General features: G+C 51.1%; 14 protein-coding genes and 4 pseudogenes. 16 read left to right on the top strand and 2 right to left on the bottom strand.

Annotated elements, in window-relative coordinates:
• The 14 genes and pseudogenes from FEK43_RS21675 to tssE all read left to right on the top strand — a co-directional run.
• Positions 1–201: PAAR domain-containing protein (locus FEK43_RS21675; RefSeq protein WP_138158703.1), on the top strand; the 201-nt coding region annotated here is incomplete at its 5' end.
• 2 nt (positions 202–203) lie between these two features.
• Positions 204–1412 (top strand): hypothetical protein, encoded by a 1209-nt coding sequence (locus FEK43_RS21680; protein WP_135408879.1) that lies wholly within the window; start codon positions 204–206, stop codon positions 1410–1412.
• A complete protein-coding gene (locus tag FEK43_RS21685) occupies positions 1405–4776 on the top strand; it encodes an ImcF-related family protein (protein WP_135380917.1) in 3372 nt (1123 codons plus the stop codon). The genes FEK43_RS21680 and FEK43_RS21685 overlap by 8 nt, the downstream gene beginning before the upstream one ends.
• Positions 4777–4906: 130 nt before the next feature.
• A pseudogene (locus tag FEK43_RS21690) lies at positions 4907–5073 on the top strand (type VI secretion system protein TssA); the annotation flags it as partial.
• Between the two features lie 33 nt (positions 5074–5106).
• A complete protein-coding gene (gene tssF / locus FEK43_RS21695; RefSeq protein ID WP_135380915.1) occupies positions 5107–6876 on the top strand; it encodes a type VI secretion system baseplate subunit TssF in 1770 nt (589 codons plus the stop codon).
• Positions 6840–7922 carry a type VI secretion system baseplate subunit TssG gene (tssG, locus tag FEK43_RS21700; RefSeq protein ID WP_130210716.1) on the top strand — a complete coding sequence of 361 codons (1083 nt, stop codon included), beginning with the start codon at positions 6840–6842 and terminating at the stop codon, positions 7920–7922. The genes tssF and tssG overlap by 37 nt, the downstream gene beginning before the upstream one ends.
• Before the next feature lie 35 nt (positions 7923–7957).
• Complete coding sequence (gene tssJ, locus FEK43_RS21705; protein WP_135408881.1) at positions 7958–8482, top strand: type VI secretion system lipoprotein TssJ; 525 nt, start codon at positions 7958–7960, stop codon at positions 8480–8482.
• 4 nt (positions 8483–8486) lie between these two features.
• Positions 8487–10721: pseudogene (gene vgrG / locus FEK43_RS23225) on the top strand (type VI secretion system tip protein VgrG); the annotation flags it as partial.
• Positions 10722–11222: 501 nt separating this feature from the next.
• Positions 11223–12050 (top strand): annotated as a pseudogene (locus FEK43_RS23230) (S-type pyocin domain-containing protein); the annotation flags it as partial.
• Between the two features lie 3 nt (positions 12051–12053).
• Positions 12054–12329 carry a bacteriocin immunity protein gene (locus FEK43_RS21715; protein ID WP_130210710.1) on the top strand — a complete coding sequence of 92 codons (276 nt, stop codon included), beginning with the start codon at positions 12054–12056 and terminating at the stop codon, positions 12327–12329.
• A gap of 90 nt (positions 12330–12419) precedes the next feature.
• A complete protein-coding gene (locus FEK43_RS21720) occupies positions 12420–12716 on the top strand; it encodes a bacteriocin immunity protein (RefSeq protein ID WP_167850503.1) in 297 nt (98 codons plus the stop codon).
• A gap of 290 nt (positions 12717–13006) precedes the next feature.
• Positions 13007–13405 (top strand): hypothetical protein, encoded by a 399-nt coding sequence (locus FEK43_RS21725; protein ID WP_130210706.1) that lies wholly within the window; start codon positions 13007–13009, stop codon positions 13403–13405.
• Positions 13406–14228: 823 nt separating this feature from the next.
• Positions 14229–14528: a bacteriocin immunity protein gene (locus FEK43_RS21740; protein ID WP_130210704.1), complete on the top strand. Its 300-nt coding sequence runs from the start codon at positions 14229–14231 to the stop codon at positions 14526–14528.
• Between the two features lie 7 nt (positions 14529–14535).
• Positions 14536–14970, top strand: a complete 435-nt coding sequence (gene tssE, locus FEK43_RS21745) for a type VI secretion system baseplate subunit TssE (protein WP_130210702.1) — start codon at positions 14536–14538, stop codon at positions 14968–14970.
• A gap of 18 nt (positions 14971–14988) precedes the next feature.
• On the opposite strand, the pseudogene FEK43_RS21750 reads toward tssE, so the two are convergent.
• Positions 14989–16319: pseudogene (locus FEK43_RS21750) on the bottom strand (type II toxin-antitoxin system HipA family toxin).
• The gene (gene hipB, locus FEK43_RS21755; RefSeq protein ID WP_130209497.1) at positions 16319–16585 is read right to left on the bottom strand and encodes a type II toxin-antitoxin system antitoxin HipB; all 267 of its coding nucleotides are present in this window, start codon (positions 16583–16585) and stop codon (positions 16319–16321) included. The pseudogene FEK43_RS21750 and the gene hipB overlap by 1 nt, the downstream one beginning before the upstream one ends.
• A gap of 449 nt (positions 16586–17034) precedes the next feature.
• Here hipB and FEK43_RS22880 point away from each other — a divergent pair, with 449 nt between their 5' ends.
• Positions 17035–17196, top strand: coding sequence for a hypothetical protein (locus FEK43_RS22880; RefSeq protein WP_165382765.1), 162 nt, complete (start codon positions 17035–17037; stop codon positions 17194–17196).
• 312 nt (positions 17197–17508) lie between these two features.
• Positions 17509–18012, top strand: coding sequence for a helix-turn-helix domain-containing protein (locus FEK43_RS21760; RefSeq protein ID WP_135408928.1), 504 nt, complete (start codon positions 17509–17511; stop codon positions 18010–18012).
• Positions 18013–18045 lie beyond the last annotated feature (33 nt).

Consider the following 18045-nt stretch of genomic DNA (forward strand, 5'->3'; position numbering starts at 1 on the left):
GAAACGATGAAATTCGGTGGTATCGGTGTTGCCCGAAAAGGCGACAAAGTGTCATGTCCGGTTCTGGGACATGGCCTTACAATCATCGTAGAAGGCAACCCTGATTACCTTGACCATGGTATCCCGGTTGCGTTTCACGGTCACAAATGCGCCTGTGGTTGTACGTTGATCAGTTCATTTACCGCTGCAAAGGTTGCCTGATTATGCCCGTCTGGCTGGATGCCATCCCTGAAAAGGCCACAAAAATAGCGCGCCCCGGCACCGGGCGTTGGTTGCTTTTCCTCGCGTTTGTCATGCTGGGGGGCATAGCGCTTACACTGTGGTGCTGGACATCAGAGCGAACCGGATTTGTCTTCTGGTTCACCACTCTGGGCCTTCCATTTTGCACATGGGGGCTTATTTTCGGTTTACGCAGGGTTGCCTATAAAGCAGAGCAGGTCGGAGCTGAGTCGCGTAATGTCGACCGTGAAGCTCTTATCGACAGTGAAATTCTTCGCGGTCAGCGCTGCGCCTGGATCCTCGGTACATACATTCAGGCCCCGGCGGGAAACAAAACCGATGACCTGCTTGAGGCAATGAAGGCCGCAGCACCCGCTATCGATTTCTCCCGCCCAAGAGGATGTGACAAACCGGTCAGATACGCGGCATTAACAGAATACCAGGCAGATTTAACAAAGGCCCTGACAGCGGCGATGACTAAACTGACCACGCGTGTAGAAGGGATCGTTCAGCCGCTTCCGCCGGAGCTGCCATGCTGGCTGGTGCTGGATTGTGATAACGATCTGTACCCCTTGATTGAAGAGCAGCTTAAAGCCGATCTATCACTAAAGACCGGCAGGATTTTTCGCCTGATGTCCGGAAAAGGGCTGAGCGCATTCGATGCCTGGCTGGACAAACGATGGGACAATCCGGGCATTCTGGTTGCCATCACGCTGTCATTACCGGCGTCTCCCCGGGAATATGACGCAGATGCCATCTCGATGGTGGTATTGAGCAACCGCAAAGCCCACGCCTGGCCGGATGCACTCCTCCTTCATCGCCCCGAAAGGGGAGCAGAAACAACGCTCACAAAGACACTCACCCGGGCGCTGCTCTGGGCGAAAACCCGGCCCGGTGAACTCAAAGGAAGCTGGATCACCGGTCTAACATTGACCTCTGGAAGCGGCTGGAATAATGCCTGCGAGCAGAGCGGGGTGGAATTTAGCCTTTCAGAGGACAACTTCAGTATCGATCCAATTCTGGGATACACGGGCCATGCGGCTCCATGGCTGGCCATCACGCTTGCCAATACTGGCGTTGCACAACGAGGCCCGCAGGTTATCGCCGCCCAACCCGCCGCTGACAAGGACGACATCTGGATCGCCGTCATCACCAAAGAAGAAGTTCGCAAGGAATCGCCTAAGAATGTCTAAGGTAAAAGTAAAAACTCTCATCGGCTCCGTTGTAACTGTCGCCTTTTTCCTGACAGCCATCGTGGCATTTTTGTTTTATGCCTTTCCGGAAAACGTAGCTTCGGCCACCGGTTTCGGTCCGTATGACGGCCCACGGATACTCACATTCTGCGCCATACTGGTTGCCACGTTGTTTTTACTCGGCTGGCTGACGGAGAAGGCTTTCGACTTCGCCGGTAAATCTGGGTTGTATTTCCAGTGGGGACGGAAAAAGGCAGAGAGCGTCACTCCGGTAATGAACACCATTCCCGGTGAAGAAGACGACGATGAACCGGTCTTCAGCGAAGACGCCGTGTCCGAACACCTGCGCTTTCGCTATGGACGTCGCTGGAAGCGTAGAGTGCGACTCCTTCTGGTGATGGGCAACCAGGACGACGTTCACAAAGCTGCCCCGGGCCTGTGTAATGACCTCTGGCAGGAAGGCGACAGCAATGTGCTGATTTATGGCGGTGACGCGCAGTCACTTCCGGACGAGATCTTCCTTTCAAAACTGAAGCGCCTGCGATCCGGGCAACCGGTTGATGGCATCATTCAGGTGATGAGTATTTCAGCTCTCCCGACGGATGGCGAACGAGATGCCCTCCTGCGTTACCGTCAGAAAGCCGACCATCAGTTGGGCTGGCAGGCGCCTGTCTGGCTGTGGCTGACTGACAACGCCACCGATGCTCAGCAGGGCGCGGAAACTGCTGCGACAGGGGTCATATTCGGGCCTGATGGTACCGTGAAAGGCGCGGGTGAAGGGTTTTCTACACTGGCACTGCATCTGCAAAAAGCAGGTATGGCACAGATACTGAATAATCCGGCTGATTTCGGTCTGCTTCAGTTATCCCTCCGACTGCGGCAGGAGCTGAAAGCCAGTCTGGATGTTTTGCTCGGCGGGCTGATGCAGGGATCTGCGGCCTTTCGTTTACGAGGGGTCATGTTCAGTCCTGAAGTGGCCGTCGTCGGTTCGGTCCCAAACACACGCCCCAACACACTGACCTGGAAAACCGTCATTGATGACTGTGATGCCGTCAGCGGCAGGAAGCTGGGCTTCGACTGGCTGAAGATGCTGCGGTTAATTCTGCTTTCCCTGATTGTCCTGTGGGGGGCCGCTACACTACTGTCCCTGATCGTTAACCGTACCCAGATTTTTCAGGCGCAGGATACGGCGAGGCAGGCAGCGGATACTGCAAAACCACTGGCTGAGCGTCTGCACAATCAGCTCGTACTCCAGCAGGCTATTGCCCGTCTGCAACATCGCGAGGCGACCGGCGCGCCATGGTACACCCGCTTTGGTCTTAATCAGGACAGCGATACGCTGGCTGCACTCTGGCCCCTGTATGCGAAAAATAACGCACAGCTGATGAGGGATCCCACAGCAGATAGTCTCAGGCAGCAGCTGAATGCGTTTGTGCAACTTCCTCCTGCCAGTGATGCCAGAACGCAAGGCACACAGCATACCTATGACGTGCTCAAAAGTTATCTGATGCTGGCGCGTCCGGACAAAGCGGACGCCGGCTGGCTGGCAAAAAACGCGCTGAAAGCCTTACCGAAACGCCAGAATGTGCCGGATGGCATATGGCAGAACATCGCACCGAAACTGCTGGGTTTTTATGCGCAAAACCTCCCGGCTCATCCGGAATGGAAAATTAAGCCTGATGCCCAATTAATCAGCACAGTCCGTCAAATTCTGCTTAAGCAAATTGGCCAGCGGAACGCTGAGTCCGGGTTATATCAGGAGATGCTTAAGCGCGTGGCCAGCAACTGGCCTGATTTAACGCTTGCTGATATGACTGGCGACACCGATGCCTCAACGGTATTCAGCACTGATGAAGTCGTTCCTGGAATGTTTACGCGTCAGGCCTGGGAAGAGCAGGTACAGGATGCGATTGATGAGGTCGTGAAAACCCGCCGCGATGAAATTGACTGGGTACTGTCGGACAAGACCCATCAGACAGGGAGCGATATCTCCCCGGAGGCGCTGAAGGCCCGCCTGACTGAACGCTATTTCACCGATTTTGGTAACGCCTGGCTCAACATGGTCAACAGCATACAGTGGCAGGAAGCCACGTCACTGTCTGAGGCGATTGCCCAGCTCAGTCTGATCGGTGATGTCCGCCAGTCCCCGCTAGTGGCACTGATGAACACGCTGGCCTGGCAGGGGAAAACAGGGCAGAAAGGTGAGGCTCTGGCTGATTCAATCGTGGACTCAGCGAAAAAGCTGATCGGTCAGAAAAAAAATGCCAGACAGTTTATTGAACAGGCACAGGGCCCTAAAGGTCCGCTTGATGGCGTGTTTGGACCGCTGATGGGGCTTATGGAAGGTAAAGAGGGTACCGGTGCCAACGGTAACCTCAGTTTCCAGTCCTGGCTGGCCCGCGTAACTCAGGTGCGGCTGAAGCTTCAGCAAGTCACCAGCGCCCCGGATCCGCAGGCTATGTCGCAGATGCTGGCCCAGACAGTATTCCAGGGCAAAGCCATCGATCTGACCGATACCCGCGACTACGGCAGTCTGGTTGCGGCGAGTCTGGGGCAGGGGTGGAATGGATTTGGCCAGTCGTTATTTGTGCAACCGCTTGATCTGGCCTGGCGGCAGGTAATTGCCCCGGCTGCGGGTAGCCTCAATGTCCGCTGGCAGACAACCATTGTCGATCAGTGGAATAAGGCCTTTGCGGGACGGTACCCGTTTAAAGCCACCGGCAGCGATGCCTCCCTGCCGCTACTGGCTCAGTTCCTGCGTAGCGACTCGGGTCGAATCACTACCTTCCTGAAAACTAATCTCGGCGGGATCCTCCGCCAGGAAGGGAATCGCTGGGTCGTTGATCCTTCCGCAAGTCAGGGGATGGTTGTGAGTCCGGATTTTCTCCGGGCGATTAATCAGCTGGCGGAACTGTCAGATATCATGTTCTCTCAGGGCGATGCGAGTGTTCACTTCGAACTGATGGCGCGTCCTTCACGGGATGTTGCCAGAGTGCAGCTTACCCTCGATGAGCAGAACCTGGATTACTTCAATCAGATGGAAAGCTGGCAGAGCTTCACCTGGCCGGGGAATACTTACTATCCAGGTGTGTCGCTCATCTGGCGTAGTGTAAACAGCGGTATGCAACTCTTCGCCAGTAACCAGGGTAACTGGGGCTTCATTCGCCTGCTGGACAAAGCCCTGATCACTCCACTCGATGCCAGCCGTACACAACTGGTGTGGATCACCGCCGATGGCAATCCTCTGAAGTTCATCATGCGCAGCGAGCTGGGCGACGGTCCGCTAGCCTTACTAAAGCTACAGGGATTTACGCTGCCCGCGTCCATTTTTAACGTTGCTGCTGGCACTGAAGGTGTTGAGTAAATATGAACAGAGGCATTCATCCTGTGCTGGCCTTTGCTAAACAGGTAGATGGCTGGTCTTCAGGTGTATTCAGTCAGGTTGATAAGTGGCGGGAAACCGATTCACTTGCCCCATGCCGGTAGATGACGTTTCGCCAGTGCTGACGCTGGAAGACTCGGAGCCCGCTCTGTTGTTTGAAGTCCTGGCCCAACGCCTGAAGCTGCTACGAATGAAAGCCGGTCACAGTGAATCTGATAAAGCCCGTTGGTGGGTCTGATCGCCATTGACCCGGCCAGTGCCATGGTGCTCTGTGGCTAATATTCTCTTTAATAATTTTCAGGAATACCATGCATGGATGATTTAACCCTTCGCTATTACGAAGCAGAGATGCGCTATCTGCGTGAGGCGGGCAAAGAGTTCGCCCGTGCCCATCCGGATCGGGCAGCGATGCTTAATCTGGATAAACCCGGCGCCCGCGATCCTTATGTAGAGCGCCTGTTTGAAGGTTTTGCCTTCCTGATGGGCCGTTTGCGTCAGAAGCTGGATGATGACCTGCCGGAACTGACCGAAGGGCTGGTGAGTCTGCTGTGGCCACACTATATGCGGACCATCCCGTCGCTGGCTATCGTCGAATTCTCTCCTGACTGGCGTGGCCTTCGTCAGGCTGAACTTCTTGCCGAAGGTTTCTCCGTACAATCACGCCCTGTCGGGCCGCATAAAACCGCCTGCCAGTACCGGACGACTCGCGATGTTCCTCTGCAACCACTGCATCTTGCGGATGCCCGCCTTCATACTGAAACCGATGGCCGCTCTGCTATCCGTTTGCGCTTCGAATGCCCTGAAAAAGTGGACTGGAGCAAAGCCGGGATCGACAAAGTCGCCATATTCCTCAACGCAGAGAGTCCGATCAGTTCAGCACTCCACCTGGCATTGACCCGTCGCGTTCACGCCATGTACGCCCGCCATTCAGGGACATACACCGAACGTCATCAGTTTGATGGCTGGTGCAAACCCATGGGCTTTGACGACAATGACGGCCTGTGGAAGAAAGCCGATACTGCCTTCAGTGGTTACCAGCTGCTGCTGGAGTATTTCAGCTTCCGACCGAAATTTATGTTTGTTGAACTGCGTGGCCTCGACACCATCGGGCTAACTGAAGCCAGCTCCTGGTTTGAAATCGACATCGTGCTCAGTGAAGCCTGGTCATCCGATCTGCCTTTTGAAACGGAAAACTTCCGGCTGCACTGTGCACCGGTCATCAACCTCTTCACCCTGGAGGCCGATCCGCTGACGCTTAACCCGCTGGATAACGAATACCTGCTCAGGCCGTTGCGTCTTCAGGATGGTCACACCGAGATTTACAGCGTCGATGATATCCATGGCGCGGTAAAGAATGGCAAACACCCCTATGTACCGTTCACCAGCTTCCGGCACCGGGGCGGTATGATGCGCCACGATGCCCCTGAACGTTATTACCACACCCGCGTGAAACGCGGCCCCTCTGGCCTGTATGACACCTGGTTGATTCTCGGGGGGCGTTCGTTCGAGCTGGAGCAGCTGTCCGATAAACCAGAATCCCTTTCGATGCGAATAACCGGTACCAACGGGCAGCTTCCGCGCACAGCGCTGGAAAGTACGCTCCTGGACAGGGTGGCAAAAACCGGCAAAGTGCCCGTCAGGGTACTGAACGTCACCGCACCGACGATACCGCTGTATCCCCCTGCAAACGACCGTTTTCACTGGCGGGTGATGAGCCACCTCGGCTCAAACTTCCTCAGCATGATGGACAATCCGGAAGTCCTGCGGGGAACGCTGGCGCTGTACGACTGGACCGATGATGAAATGAACCGACGTCGGCTTGAAGCTATCGTCGCCGTGAAGCACACCCTGATCCGCCGTTTTGAGAAGGGCTTTATGCTCCGGGGCGTAGACATAGAGGTCACGCTGAACATGGATAATTTTGCAGGCGAGGGGGATGTGAATCTCTTCGGCGAAATGCTGCACCGGTTCTTCGCGCGCTACGCTGATATTCACCTCTTCAACCAGCTTACGCTGGTGCTGCAACCGACAGGAAAACGACTGAGATGGCGCGAGAATCACAGCCAGTACGTCCCGGGCTAACACTAGTCCTGAGCAAAGATATCTGGCGGGCCAATTTTTATCGTTTCTGCCAGCTGCTGGAGCAGGAAAATCCGGACGCGCCGAAACTGGGCGCCTCCAGCCATCCAGCCAACGATCCGGTCCGCTTCAGGCCCTGGCCTGGTATGGGTTTCCCGGTCAGCACCCTCAAAGCGGTGGAGACTGACGAAGACCACCCGGAATTACCCCCAACGGTCCGTACGACATTTTTGGGGATATATGGCGTGGACTCCCCTCTGCCGACGTCCTGGCTGGACGACATTGCGCAGCGCCGCGAAGGGCACGAGGCAGTTACCTCGTTTCTGGATATTTTCAGCCACCGTATCACCACCCAGTATTATCGGATCTGGCGGAAATACGCCTGGCCGGCCACCTTCGAGGCAGGTGGCCGCGATGCCACATCTCAGTGTCTGCTGGGGCTGGTCGGCCTTGGTATACCGGGCACCGCTGAACAGGTGGCAACGCCGGTTTCACGCTTTCTGGCCTTGCTGGGTACCATGCGATTACCCACCCGCAATGCAGAAGGCATTCGGGCCCTGGTAAGCCTACTGGCACCGAATACCCGGGCAATTATCACCGAGCCCGATCCGGTTAAGGTCCATATCGATAACCGTAGCGGGTTGGGTACCGGGAACCGCATCTGTCTTTCTCAGCGAGCCACGCTGGGTAAAACGGCAAAGGAAGCATGCAGTCGGGTACTGGTGACGCTGGAGACAGAAGATCCGGAGGAAGCCGAAGGGTGGTTACCAGGTGGTTTCCTCCATACCGATTTACTGGTCCTGCTGCGCGTTTATCTCGGCTACCGCAGTGACGCCCGACTGCGCCTCACCGTACCCGTACGATTGTTGCCTGAGCCACGCCTTGGCAAAGGCAGACGTATCCAGCTGGGCCGCACCGGCTTGCTGGGCCTGAAAGCAGGCAAGCTCAGCAATAGTCGGGGAAGTCTGACCGTCAGTCTGGGCTGCTATGAAGGGTTGCAATGTTCTGCGCTACCGTCCGCTGAAGACGGGCACTACCGCTTCGAATAATCACGTACTCCCACTCTCAATAAAGGAACTTTTGAATGGCAACAGTAACCCGTTGGTGGGCGCTGACGCTTATTGCCTGTAGCCTGCTCGCTGGCTGCGGTCTGACTCAGACTGTCACGGACGGTACGGTCAGCATCACGAAATCCATCTTCTACAAGAAAATCAAAACGCTGCATCTGGATTTTACCCCGCGTACGGCCATTAACGCTGATGGCGCACAGACACCGCTGGCAACGATGGTGAGAGTTTATCAGCTCAGGGATCGTAAAGCGGTTGATGCCGCCGATTACCAGACACTGCTGCGCAATGCCGATACGGTACTTAAAGACGACGTACTGGCGTCTAAAGAGCTGCTGGTGATGCCAGAAGGCAGCATGACACTCAATATGCCCATGGATGAAGACGCTCAGTTCGTGGCGGTGGTGGGATTATTTAACCGCCCGGATCAGAAGGACAACCGCTGGCGCCTGGTGCTGACCCGTGACGATCTGGACCCGGACACCCCCCGCACGATTGAACTGGGTGATGGCTGGCTCAGCCTCGTGCCGGTGAAGGAGTGACGTGATGGATAACTGGTTAGCGCTTTTTGACGGACAGACCCGATATTTTCTGGATATTTTTGACAGCTCAGTGAAGCCGGATGTTCTGCGCTTTTACGGCAGGGAAGCACTGAGCGAACCCTTCAGCTGGGACATCGAGTTCACAACGCTTCAGGCGAATATCCCCCCGGAAGAGGTGCTGATGAAATATGCCTCTTTCCGGATGCGGAGCGGTAAAAGTGTGCACGGCATGGTGACCCGCCTGGAATGGCTTTCCACCTCAAAGGACCAGTCTCACTACCGGCTTACGATCAGTTCGCGCCTGGCGCTCCTGGGATATACCCGACAGTGCGTGGTCTATCAGAACCAGTCTGTTCCTGAGGTGGTTGAGCAGGTGCTGCGTAAACACGGTCTGGAAGGTCCCGATTTTGAATTCAGACTGGAGCGCACCTACCCACCACGTGAAATTATCACTCAGTGGCGGGAAACGGATTTGCAGTTCATTCAGCGCATTCTGTCTGAGGTGGGTATTTACTGGCGTACGGAGATGGACGACGTGCGCGGTCTGGATACTTACATACTGGCCGACAGCCAGCTTAACTATCAGTTTGATGTGCAGTTGCCCTACAGCGAGCCGTCGGGGTTGTTCGACAGTGTGGCAGAATCGGTCTGGGATGTGCGGACCTGGCACAACATTGCCACCGGCACTGTCACCACGCGTGATTACAACTACCGGACAGCCACCATGCCGATGAATGCGGCGGTCAGCGTGCGTAATGATGTGGTCACCACCGGGGAGCATTACCGCTACGCAGCCCCTTATCGTGAAGCGGGAGACGATGCCAGCCCGGAGCCGGAAACCGAATCTGGCGCGTTCTGGGCCCGACTTCACCACGAGCGGGAGCTCAACAGGTCGGCCCGTATTCACCTGTTCAGCAATGCTGCACACCTCACACCCGGGCAGGTGCTGGAGCCGCAGGGCGATGTCATTACGGCCCTGCAAGAGGGCGTCATCCTTACGCTGGTGACCTTCCGGGGCGCCCGTGATTCCCGTCTGCATGTGTCGGTCTGGGGCCAGCCTTACACCGAACGTTACTGCTTCCGTCCGGCAGAGATCCCGCGTCCGGTCATCGCGGGTACGCTTCCGGCACGGATCGAAAGTCGCGAAAAAAATGATACCTACGCACATCTGGATGAGCAGGGGCGCTATCGGGTGAAGCAGGACTTCGACCGGGAGGGGACGGAACCCGGTTACGGCTACCTTTGGCTGCGGATGGCGAAGCCTTATGCCGGTGAAACGCTGGGCTGGCATACGCCGCTCATCGATGGCACCGAAGTGGCGATTGCGTACAGCAATGGCGATATTGATCTGCCGTACATCGCCTGTGCACTACACGACTCCGAACATCCCGATCTTGTGAACCGGGACAATCATACCCGGAACATCCTCCGGACACCGGCCAACTCAAAATTGCGGATGGAAGACAAGCGTGGTGAGGAGCACATCAAACTCGCCACGGAATACGGTAAAACGCAGCTCAACAACGGGCACCTGGTGAACAGCAAAGGACAACTTCGCGGTAAAGGCACAGAGCTGCGCACCGATGAGTGGGGAGTCCTGAGAGCAGGAAAGGGACTCTTTGTCGCTGCGGATGTCCAGGCGAAAGCGCAGGGTGATGCTCTGGACATGGATGCTGCATTGAAGGAAATCGACAGGCTTAATCAGCAACTGCAACAACTGGAAATGGCCGCAGAAAAGGCCCTGGCGCTGAAGGGGGATGTCGACAGCCAGATACAGATGTTTGAGCAGCGGCTGAAACCGCTCAATGAAGCGGTGCTTTTCTCGGCGCCGGAAGGCATGGCACTGACCAGTGGAGAAGATATGCAGCTGGCCGCGGGCCGGAACCTTGCGCTTAACGCCGGAGAAGACTTCAGTGCTGGAGTGATGGGCAATGCGACCGCTTTGACCGGGGAGAAGCTGGGGCTCTTTGCCCGCACCGGTCAACTGAGCCTGAAATCCGGGGAAGGGCCAATAGATGTCCAGGCGCAAAACGCCAGTATGCGGTTGTTCGCTGAGAAGAAGCTGACGCTGAGCTCAGCGAGTGACATCTCCTTTGCCGGAAAAAAACGTATCACGCTGATTGGTGGTGGCAGTTATCTGAAGCTTGAGGCCGGGAAGGTCGAGTATGGTACGACAGCGTCGTATGTACGGAAGGTGAAAAGGACGATGGCGGCATCAGCCAGTGCTAAACCTCCGGAGGCCTTATCCTTACCGCCTCCAGCGACCATGAGAGAATTCAATCCCGAAACGCTCACCCCGTGGGTGACGCCGGTGTATGCAAAATCCTGCCTGAAGGAGAAAGGCTGCACGGATGCCGGTACTGCCGAAGAGCCCGTTGATAACTTTGGACAGATGACAATTTTTGCCCAGCCTGTCGAGGACGACTGCTGCGGTTATGGCCATCAGCATGAGCATGCAGATGATGAAGTCGTTCAGCATGCCCAGTCAGCCAAAAAGCGTAAGCCTGACGCCGGGGGCGCTCAGGCAACGGCTGCACCACTTGCTCTTGGGGCTGCTACGGGCGTGATGACCCAGGTCTGGGGAGAATGGTCCCTGACCGGCGTATTGGGCGCGGCCCGGGGAATTCCGTATGTAGGAGCGATGATGTCCGCACTCTACGTTCCATCTGCGGGCGAGGGGAGTGACAGGGTTCCTGGCCGGGATGAATTCTGGTACGAGGAAGAGCTGCGGCAGAAAGCCATCACCGGGGCAAAAGCGACAACCCGGGTGAGATTCTTCTGGCGCCAGGATGAACAGGGCAACATGCGGGTCTATGGCGTCCATACGGGTGAAGGTACCCCGTATGAAGGTGTCCGCACAGCAAACATGGTGTGGAATAGTGAGCATAATCAATATGAGTTCACTCCAGCTCACGGTGCCGATGGTCCGCTGATTACCTGGACGCCAGAGAGACCTGAGGGCAGTGACCTTCCCTCACATACCGGCAGCGACATCAAGCCAATAGACCAGGCAACAATACTCGTCACGCCAATTCCTGACGGTAAAGATGAATACACGACACCACCTTTCCCGGTGCCGGAAGAACGCGATCTTAACGATTACATTCTGGTGTTCCCTGCGGATTCAGGGATTAAGCCGATTTATGTTTATCTCAAAACCGCGAGGGATGAGCCAGGTGTGGCAACAGGGAAGGGGGAGACGCTATCAGGTTCAGAGAAATGGCTTGAGGCTGCGAGCTCTGGTCTGGGGGCACCTGTACCTGCGCAGGTTGCTGATAAACTTAGAGGAAAATCCTTCCGTAACTTTGACCATTTTAGAGAAGAGTTTTGGCTTGCTGTGGCAGAATGTCCTGAATTGATGAGTCAGTTTAAAAGGGTTAACCAGATGGAAATAAGAGATGGGAATGCTCCTTTCAGCATAGTGCCAGAACAAGTTGGTGGAAGAAAAAGATTTGAAATACACCATATAGAACGTATTATTGATGGTGGGGCTGTTTATGACTTTGAAAACATGCGCGTAAACACAGTTAGAAATCATATTAATTTACACTCAAAGAAAAATAGGTGATTTATGGAGTTTAAGCCAAAGCTTGAGGATTATACAGAGGATGAGTTCAGAACCTTTTTAAATGAATTTTTCACGAACCCAAAAAAATTAAAAGGAAAAGAGCGGCAGCAGTATATAGATAATTTAGTTGCGCACTTTGACCTAATTGTAAATCACCCTGAAGGTAATGGATTGTTATTCTATCCCCCAGACGACCGTGAAGATAGCCCTGATGGGGTGATCGGGGAAATAATAAGATGGAGAAAATCCCAAGGGCTTCCACTTTTTAAAGATAGTTAAGAATTAATACCTGAACTCAATATGGCTATCTGATGAGATAATCTAACCAAACATTTCTGCTTGCACATTATGAGGAATGCAAAGCTGATTATGATTAACAATAGGTGTGTTAAAAACAAATTGGAAGATTATATTAAAAATAAATTCATGAAAATCTTGAATGAATTTTACTCAGAACATAGATCATCGTCATCACCTAAGGGTAACGAGCTAGAAACTTATTTAGATAATCTCCTTGATATGTTGACTGTACTGGTTGGGACCGGAGAAGTTAGTGACTTTATATACTACCCAGACACACCTGAAAATGATTCACCTGAAGGTGCATTAAATGAAATAATTAAATGGAGAAAATATCAAGAGCTTCCATTATTTAAGGACTTCTAGGTCAAAGAATCATGAATAGAATATCATCATGACTGCTGCGTAACGGTCTTAATTTAGTAACAAAAATGGACTTGTTGGGGAATGATATTCGGAGTCGCTGGATATTATGGAGCGGACTTGGTTGCGGATTATATTGATGAAAATTAATTTCGATCGTTTATTTAGCAAAAAAAAATAACCTTCAGGATATCTATTCTGAAAATACCTTTATCACAATCCCAGACTCAGAAAGAAGATACCCACCATTCTTTTTTGTTGGGAGCGGGGTATATGCATACTCAACCAGGTTCATGATTAAATCCGATGACTTAGCAAAGCTAGTTGATACGATCGAGGAAAGGTTCAACAAAAAGATAACCAGCAATAAAGCTATTTATTCGCTCAAAAACAGCACTCTTCACTATTATCAATTTAAAGAATTTGGTCAAACAGCAGTAGATATAATAACTAATGACAACAACCTCATTGATAATATTTACGCTTTATATTTAGAACCACCGCTACCGAGCACTGTATTCCCTAACCGGGATGTAGAAACATTCGGAAGTCTACAAGGCGATATAGAAGCATGGTGGAGTATATATTGGCACCCTTTCTGGGGGAGGCTATCTCTGGAAAAGAAAAAACATTACGTAGAGCAAAAAAATTTATCTAATGAGCTAAAGGAATTCCTACTTCTCCATAACTAACATCATTCCCGCAAAATGACTTTCGCCCAAGATGATCTCTGAGGTTTATGCCATGCGGTCTGGCGCAGACCAGTGTGAATGGTAAAATCGGCATCACGATTTCAACATAAATTTATTCACTATGGTAAATAGGAGACACGAAATGATAAATGTAACTGAGATGAGCGAAAACATTTCCAATTATACAGAGAACGAATTCACCGAAATTGTAAGTGAATTCTATCCCGAGCAAGTATCAAAAAAATCATTAAGCAATACAGAATTAGAAAATTATTTGGACAAGCTTTTGGATAAAATCATTTACTTAGTTGGCTCAGTTACTGCGAGTGATTTTATATATTACCCTAACACCCAGAAGAAGACAATCCAGAATCCGTAATTAAGGAAATAAAAAATCAAGAAAAAACCATGGATTAGCTCTTTTTAAAGATTCATAAAACCACACAAAATGAATAGAAGGTAATTTATGGAACTTAAAAACTCATTTTCAGAATATACACAACAAGAATTTTTGCTTTTTTGAATGAATTTTTTAAGAATTCAAGAAAAGCAAAGCCAAAGGGGGAATCTCTTAGTGATTATTTGACAAAATTATCGAATCACTTTGACAAAATCACGGAGCATCCTGAAAAGAGCGATTTAATATTTCACCCAAAGGATAATTCAAAATGTACTCCGGAAGGATTGATTGAGGCAGTTTTAAACTGGAGAATATCCCAAAGCCTTCCTATTTTCAAAGATATTTAAACTAGAACGTTATAACCCTATGTAATTCCAAGAGTAAATGACACTTTATTAAATCCATAATTACAGACAGAAAAATATGTTTGAATTTATGCGTACGTTTAATGATTACACTGAAAATGAATTTCTCGAATTCTTACATGAATTTAGAAAAGCAACAAGGAAAGATAAGTTTCTAAAAGGGAAAGAATTAGATACTTACTTAGATAAGCTCATGTACCATTTCATAGTTATTACTGAGCACCCTAAGCAAGGAGACCTAATAGCCTATCCTGAATCACCAGAAGACGGGAACCCCAATAATATTATCAAAATTGTGAGGGTGTGGAGAAAATCTCAAGGCCTCCCGCTTTTTAAAGACTCTGAAGCGGATTCTTGAGGTCTAAATGTCCAATAGAAAATCCCCATCGTTATATGAAATTCTCACTGGCAACTTTACAGGGGATCTTCCCCTTGAAGTTGTAAACGAAGAAGACCAGGTCATTTTATCCGTGCTGGATAACATCCAGCGTATCTTGAACGCCCGGGCCGGGACCATATCTCATCTACCAGATTATGGTTTGCCGGATATGACCAAAATTCTGCAAGGCATGCCCGGAACAGCCCACGAGCTAATCGATACGCTGGCCGGTGTTCTACTCAAGTATGAACCACGTTTGCAGTCCCTTAATGTAACTTTATTCGAACAGCAAGTGCCCGGGGAGCTGCGTTACGCCATAGATGCGGAACTGAGAGGTATCGGACTTGTACGGTATGGGACCGAGTTTATGCCAGAGGGAAAGGTGATGATCAGACACTTGAAACAGCAGCAAAATCTGTAAAAACATCAATTTATCTAATCAATTCATACCCTCATTTCCATATTCTCGGCTTAACCGACCGTGCAACCTCAACACATTGGTTTCAATTGCCGTCAACACGTTCTCCGGAAAATCTGCCGATAATGAAGTCTTCACGTTATCCAGTGCTGCGGGAATCATTCTGGCAAAGTCACTCAGGATTTCATTCATCTGCACTTCCGGGAATTTCAGTGCCTTTGCTGTCGCCAAAAAATGTCGCGGATAAATTTTATTGATTACCGTTTTTCTGCCTTTGGATGCATTAAGCCCCATTGCCAGTTTGAGATCGCTGATATGTATTCCCGGGCCACCCAATACCGGAAATGCTGAAATGATGTCGTAAAATGGCGTGAGTCGATAACTACCGCCGGCCTGGATAAACACAGAGAAATTTTTCGCATGGCCGTCCGTCGCGCCAATCAACCACTGGAATACCTGGAATTTCATAAAATCATAACGATCGCGAAGCGCCTCGCTGGACCCCATTAAAAACGCCATGATCCGCACGATGCCTGGGCCTCCGTCAGATTCATATTTCACCGATGAAGGTAAACCGAATGTCTGACACATATCCTCCTGCGGCAAGCGAAGTAAAACCGTTCGTTCAGTATTCCAGCGTCTGTCAAAGCGTTCGACCGCTAACGCGCGCACCTTTCCCGCTTTAATGATTTCTGCGTCGGGAACATTCAACCCGAATTCTTTTGCCAGCAGCAGACAGTAATACTCATTATCAACACTCTGACTGAGATCGAGCGTCGCGTTGGGCTGCCTGATTTCACCAATCGGCAATTTAATGATATGCGTCGTCGGCGTTATTCCTTTCGGAATGCACCAGTCATTGCCCATTCTGAGCAGCGCGGTCTTCTCCTGCGCGCCAGCAACCGAGATGCGAAAGTCATCTTCCTCCTAATCATGTCTAGCGGGATATCTGCTTTATAAGCCGTTAATACTTCTTCAAGTCTGGCTTCAGTAAGCTTTTCCCATGCCATTATCGGGCGCGTTACGGTTTCGTCTTCTGGTAATAACGTCACGGCGCCAACGCTGTCTCGCCCTATTTCTGACAATAAATCAAACGGTTGTCTGGATTTAGCATGATAACGTTTAACGATCCGGTCGCGTAAAATCGGGCTATCGGGTAACAGGTTATCGAAGAAGTTAAATACGGCATCAGAGGTGATATTCCCCCTCTGCAATGGCAGCGAAAGCGACAATGGCCTGGCATAACGGTTGGCTAACCACTCCGGCGCATACTTAAAGGTATGGGCACCGTTGGCCAGCTTCGTCAACTCGCCTACCCGCTGGTTGTTCATCCACGTGACAAGCTTAGGCATTACCACTCCAGATCTTGCTGATCAGTTGATTCTGGCGAGGCATTTTTCGTGTCGCATAGCGTCATTGATAGCTTAAGCGACAGTAATATCTTAAAAAATGTTGTTAGCGTGGTGTTGTCAGGGTTGTTTTCGAAATTGGAAATGGTCGCCTGTTTTATACCGATTTTTTTCGCCAGCTCGCTCTGCGTCCAGCCATTTTGCTGACGAACCAGTTTCATTGCATTTGCTAATTGCGTTGGGCTATAGATCATCGGAAAGCTTATCATGCCATACGTCCACAAGAAGTTTATCCGCTTTAGGGGATATTTTCAGTTTTATCCTTTAGTGAGGATAAAGTCAATCTGCAAACGCATTTTATCCGCTTTACGGGATAAACACTGCGATAGCCGCGATCGCGGATAAAAACGACCATACAGGTATAGTGCATCTCCACTACACCGGGTGGCGTCAGCCCCATTACCCCGATGCAGTCCATTTTCTTCTGACTTTTCTGTGTGTTTTGTGTGTATTTTAGCCAAGAATGTGATCAGTACCCGATATAGTGGATCACGTCATTGCCACCATACCTGATAGCGTGATGGCACGGTTAGGAAACTTTACCTGGTACAGTGTATCGTGAATGATGATCGGCTCTGATAACGCGATGATACTGAAGTGAAAGCTGTACCCTGTGTAGTGGATCCAGTGAAAGTGCGCACCCGGTATAGTGTGCTTCATGGCTGAATCGGAGTTTGCCGCAGGTAGCCCTGCGTCCACCATCATGACAGACACTGGTCGCAGGACTCGCGAGCCGTATGTAGGTAATCCACTATGCCGGGTGAATGATATGTTGATCCATGCTGACGGACAGCTGGTTATCCACAAAAACGGAGCATAACCTTGTGACCGGAATCCGGATAAGACGAGATAATCATCATTACTGCGGCATCACCAGTAAGGGGTAACCCTGCTCCTCTTTTACTTCAGTTTCTCTATATTCAGCATAAATTCAGACGTTCCGCTGATGCTGGAAGTCGACGGAAAGAACGGGAAGCTGCGGCTGTCACCCAACCCCAGACCCAACTGAATGTGCAGGGGTCCGACCTTATGACACTGGCGTGTCGCCTTGCTGTCATGGTGGTGTCGTATACGGTGCCGGACTGATGTGCAAGTATTATTGTCACAGACATTGCAGAGAACGGGAACAATGATGACTGTCGCTGAAAAGGTGAAAACATATCGTCTGAGAAAGGCATGGTCGCAGGAACAACTGGCTGAAGTCACCTCTCTTTCTGTAAGGACTGTGCAGCGAACTGAAAAAGGCCAGAAGCCGAGTCTGGAAACACTCAGTGCGATTGCTTCAGCCTTTGATATAAATGTTTCTGATCTCTCGGAAGAGACTTACGTTGCCAGCCAAGCTCTTGATGAACGCATCAGCGAAGCCAAAATTCAGGTAGCACAGGAAACCCGGTTTTATCGGATTCTGGTTACTGCTGTTCTGGTATGCACAGCATTAATGATAATTAACTCTCTGTTTACCCCGGAAAGTTACTGGTCCGTTGTGGTAGCTGTTATATGGGGAGGACTTGTCATACTCAGGGGAATACGCGTGTTTATCATGCGAGGGAAAATCGCCTTATGGCAACAACGCAGGTTGCAGAAAATTCTTCGGTCAGGAAATAAAATATCGAATAACAATACCACTGAAAAGTAATGGTGTGCCGATTCACCTGTACTGAAAAAGATT

This window comes from Escherichia sp. E2562, assembly GCF_005781075.1.
Lineage (GTDB): Bacteria > Pseudomonadota > Gammaproteobacteria > Enterobacterales > Enterobacteriaceae > Escherichia.

Excerpts from the sequence above, each read along its gene's own strand:
- FEK43_RS21725 (WP_130210706.1), top strand. The coding sequence starts at position 13,007 with ATGATTAAATCCGATGACTTAGCAAAGCTAGTTGATACGATCGAGGAA.
- hipB (WP_130209497.1), bottom strand. The coding sequence starts at position 16,585 with ATGATAAGCTTTCCGATGATCTATAGCCCAACGCAATTAGCAAATGCA.
- FEK43_RS21715 (WP_130210710.1), top strand. The coding sequence starts at position 12,054 with ATGGAGTTTAAGCCAAAGCTTGAGGATTATACAGAGGATGAGTTCAGA.
- tssE (WP_130210702.1), top strand. The coding sequence starts at position 14,536 with ATGTCCAATAGAAAATCCCCATCGTTATATGAAATTCTCACTGGCAAC.
- tssJ (WP_135408881.1), top strand. The coding sequence starts at position 7,958 with ATGGCAACAGTAACCCGTTGGTGGGCGCTGACGCTTATTGCCTGTAGC.
- FEK43_RS21685 (WP_135380917.1), top strand. The coding sequence starts at position 1,405 with ATGTCTAAGGTAAAAGTAAAAACTCTCATCGGCTCCGTTGTAACTGTC.
- FEK43_RS21740 (WP_130210704.1), top strand. The coding sequence starts at position 14,229 with ATGTTTGAATTTATGCGTACGTTTAATGATTACACTGAAAATGAATTT.
- tssG (WP_130210716.1), top strand. The coding sequence starts at position 6,840 with ATGGCGCGAGAATCACAGCCAGTACGTCCCGGGCTAACACTAGTCCTG.
- FEK43_RS21720 (WP_167850503.1), top strand. The coding sequence starts at position 12,420 with ATGATTAACAATAGGTGTGTTAAAAACAAATTGGAAGATTATATTAAA.
- FEK43_RS22880 (WP_165382765.1), top strand. The coding sequence starts at position 17,035 with ATGGCTGAATCGGAGTTTGCCGCAGGTAGCCCTGCGTCCACCATCATG.
- tssF (WP_135380915.1), top strand. The coding sequence starts at position 5,107 with ATGGATGATTTAACCCTTCGCTATTACGAAGCAGAGATGCGCTATCTG.
- FEK43_RS21680 (WP_135408879.1), top strand. The coding sequence starts at position 204 with ATGCCCGTCTGGCTGGATGCCATCCCTGAAAAGGCCACAAAAATAGCG.
- FEK43_RS21760 (WP_135408928.1), top strand. The coding sequence starts at position 17,509 with ATGACTGTCGCTGAAAAGGTGAAAACATATCGTCTGAGAAAGGCATGG.